This window comes from Actinocorallia lasiicapitis (assembly GCF_054778695.1).
In genome coordinates this window covers 1-2,407 of record NZ_BAAGZI010000593.1, presented here as the reverse complement: position 1 = coordinate 2,407, position 2,407 = coordinate 1, and the positions used below count along the sequence as shown (strand labels likewise).

5 protein-coding genes are annotated in these 2,407 nt (G+C 72.7%); all 5 read right to left on the bottom strand.

Features of this window, described 5'->3' with window-relative positions; translation table 11 throughout:
- Nucleotides 1-443 (bottom strand): AMP-binding protein (locus tag ACYVE7_RS32640; protein ID WP_460370256.1); only part of this gene is annotated, 443 nt, incomplete at its 3' end.
- On the bottom strand, nucleotides 440-676 hold the full coding sequence (locus ACYVE7_RS32635; RefSeq protein ID WP_460370254.1) for an acyl carrier protein: 237 nt from the start codon (nucleotides 674-676) through the stop codon (nucleotides 440-442). The genes ACYVE7_RS32640 and ACYVE7_RS32635, both read right to left, overlap by 4 nt.
- A gap of 126 nt (nucleotides 677-802) precedes the next feature.
- Nucleotides 803-1,072 (bottom strand): hypothetical protein, encoded by a 270-nt coding sequence (locus ACYVE7_RS32630; RefSeq protein WP_460370251.1) that lies wholly within the window; start codon nucleotides 1,070-1,072, stop codon nucleotides 803-805.
- A gap of 145 nt (nucleotides 1,073-1,217) precedes the next feature.
- Nucleotides 1,218-1,862 carry a LuxR C-terminal-related transcriptional regulator gene (locus ACYVE7_RS32625; protein WP_460370249.1) on the bottom strand — a complete coding sequence of 215 codons (645 nt, stop codon included), beginning with the start codon at nucleotides 1,860-1,862 and terminating at the stop codon, nucleotides 1,218-1,220.
- On the bottom strand, nucleotides 1,826-2,407 hold a 582-nt coding region (locus ACYVE7_RS32620), incomplete at its 5' end, for a sensor histidine kinase (RefSeq protein ID WP_460370247.1). The genes ACYVE7_RS32620 and ACYVE7_RS32625, both read right to left, overlap by 37 nt.

Below are 2,407 nucleotides of genomic sequence, written 5' to 3'. Positions count from 1 at the left end.
GGGGCGGGCGCCCGGTCGACGGTCAGCCCGCCGGGTCCGAACCGGCAGGCGCCGACCTCCTGCGGCAGCCCTTCCCTGGCGCCGCCTTCGGCCGCGAGGAACAGCGCGGGACGGGCGAGCTCCACGATCGTCAGCAGGCGTTTGTCGGGGGTGTCGGGGCTGACCGGGATGAAGGGCAGCCCCAGGGTCGCGCAGGCCAGCAGGGCCGCGATGGCCGTGCCGCTGGTGTGCGCCTCGACGACGACCCGGTCGCCGACCTCCAGGCCGAGCCGGTCCAGTGCCGCCGCGTAGGCGTCGGTCAGCTCCTGGAGCTCCCGGTAGGTGAGCTGCTGGAGGCCGCCGTCCGGGCCGACCTCGACGACCGCGGCCTTGTCCGGTGTGGTCAGCCCGGCGGCCAGCAGGTAGTCACGGAGGTTGTCGATCGGGCGTGCGGCCCCGGTCACCGGAGCTCGCAGACCGTGGACCACAGCACGCCGGGGGCGGCGAAGTTCTCCGCGTTGAGGGCGTCGTCGACGAACTTGACGGTGTAGACGCGCTCGAGCTGGGAGAGGAGTTCGACCGTCCCCATCGAGTCGAGGCCGAAGTCGCGGAGGCTCAGATCGGCCTCCAGCGCGCCGTCAGGCGGGAGGAACGGCAGATGCCGGCGGAGAATGCTCTCGAACTGTTCATCCCACATCGCTACCTCGGTGTCCTTGGAGTTCCCGCTGACGCCTGCGGATCGTCATCGAGCCAACCTCCGCCGCACGGCCCGCACAACCCCTACTCCGACCCTGCCCACCGCGCTCGCGGGCCGGGTGGGCGGTCAGATCTCCAGCCGCAGCAGGCCCAGGGAGCACAGCTCCTCGATCCACAGCTCCATGGACGCCCGGGTGTAGGCGGGGTCGGTGTCCCAGCTCTCGGCGAGCAGGTCGGCCGCCTGACGGGAGTCGCCGTCGTGCTGGACGAGCGCCACCCACATGGCGGCGGTGGCCGGCGCGCCCGCGTACTCGGCGCCGGTCAGCTCGCAGACCAGCCGCAGGGTCCCGTCGCACCGGAGCGTGACCGCCACCTCGGACCTCAGCCGGACGCGCATCCGACCACGCCCCCACTCGTCGACCTCAAACCGATCGTCACCATGACATCAGTCTGACCATCGGAAAAGATCCCTGCAATGGTGCTGGGGCACCCCCTTAGGGGTGTGCCGAGGACACCCCTAGCGGAAGCCGGAGCGGGGCGGATCACCGGGTGAGGTAGGCGAGGACGGCGAGGACCCGGCGGTTGTCGTCGTCGGAGGCGGGCAGGTCCAGCTTGGTGAAGATGTTGGCGATGTGCTTGGCGACGGCGCGGCCGCTGACCCCCATGCGCCGGGCGATGGCGGCGTTGGAGCGGCCCTCCGCCATGAGCCGCAGCACGCTCCGCTCCCGGGGGATCAGCCGGCCGAGCGGTGCGTCGTGGGCGTTGCCGACGAGCATCCGGGAGATCACCTCCTGGTCCAGGGCGATGCCCCCGGCGGCGACCCTGCGGACCGCGTCGACGAACTGGCCGGACTCCACGATCCGGTCCTTGAGCAGGTAGCCGACCCCGCCCGTGGCGTCCGCGAGGAGCTCCCTGGAGTAGAGCTGCTCCACGTACTGGGAGAGCACCAGCACCGGCAGGCCCGGCACCTGCCGCCGTGCCGCCAGCGCGGCGCGCAGTCCCTCGTCGGTGAAGGACGGGGGCAGCCGCACGTCCACGACGGCGATGTCGGGACGCTTGGCCAGCAGCTCCCGCAGCAGGTCGGGCCCGGTCCCGACAGCCCCGACGATCTCGCAGCCGTGCGCTTCGAGCAGCCGCTCGAGCGCGTATCTCAGGAGGAAGAGGTCCTCGCCGAGGACAACGCGCACGGCAGCTCCATCGTCACGATCGTGGGACCGCCCGCCGGACTGTCCAGGGCGAGGGTGCCGCCGAGGACGCCGAGACGCTCCTCGATACCGGTCAGTCCGGTGCCGCCGGCGAGGGACGCGCCACCGCGCCCGTCGTCGCTGACCGTCATGCGGAGCCGGCCGCCGCCGTGCCGGAGCCGGATCCGGACCTGCCGCGCCCCCGCGTGCTTGGTGGCGTTCGCCAGGGTCTCGGCGACGGCGAAGTAGGCGGCGGCCTCCACCGGCGGGTCCAGCCGGCCGTCCAGCTCCACGATCACCGTGACGGCGAGCGGATTGTCCAGGGCGAGGGCCTGGACGGCCGCGCCCAGCCCGCGGTCGGCGAGCACCGGCGGATGGATGCCGCGGACGAGGTCGCGCAGCTCGCTGAGGGCCGTCGCGGACGCCTGCCGCGCCTCGGTCAGCAGCAGCTTGGCCTTGGCCGGGTCACGTTCGAGGAGCTGCTCGGCGGCGCCGAGATGCATTCCCATCGCGACGAGCCTGGCCTGCGCGCCGTCGTGCAGATCCCG

What these genes read in the sequence shown, in the direction of transcription:
- ACYVE7_RS32635 (WP_460370254.1), bottom strand. Translation starts at nt 676, where the DNA reads ATGTGGGATGAACAGTTCGAGAGCATTCTCCGCCGGCATCTGCCGTTC.
- ACYVE7_RS32630 (WP_460370251.1), bottom strand. Translation starts at nt 1,072, where the DNA reads ATGCGCGTCCGGCTGAGGTCCGAGGTGGCGGTCACGCTCCGGTGCGAC.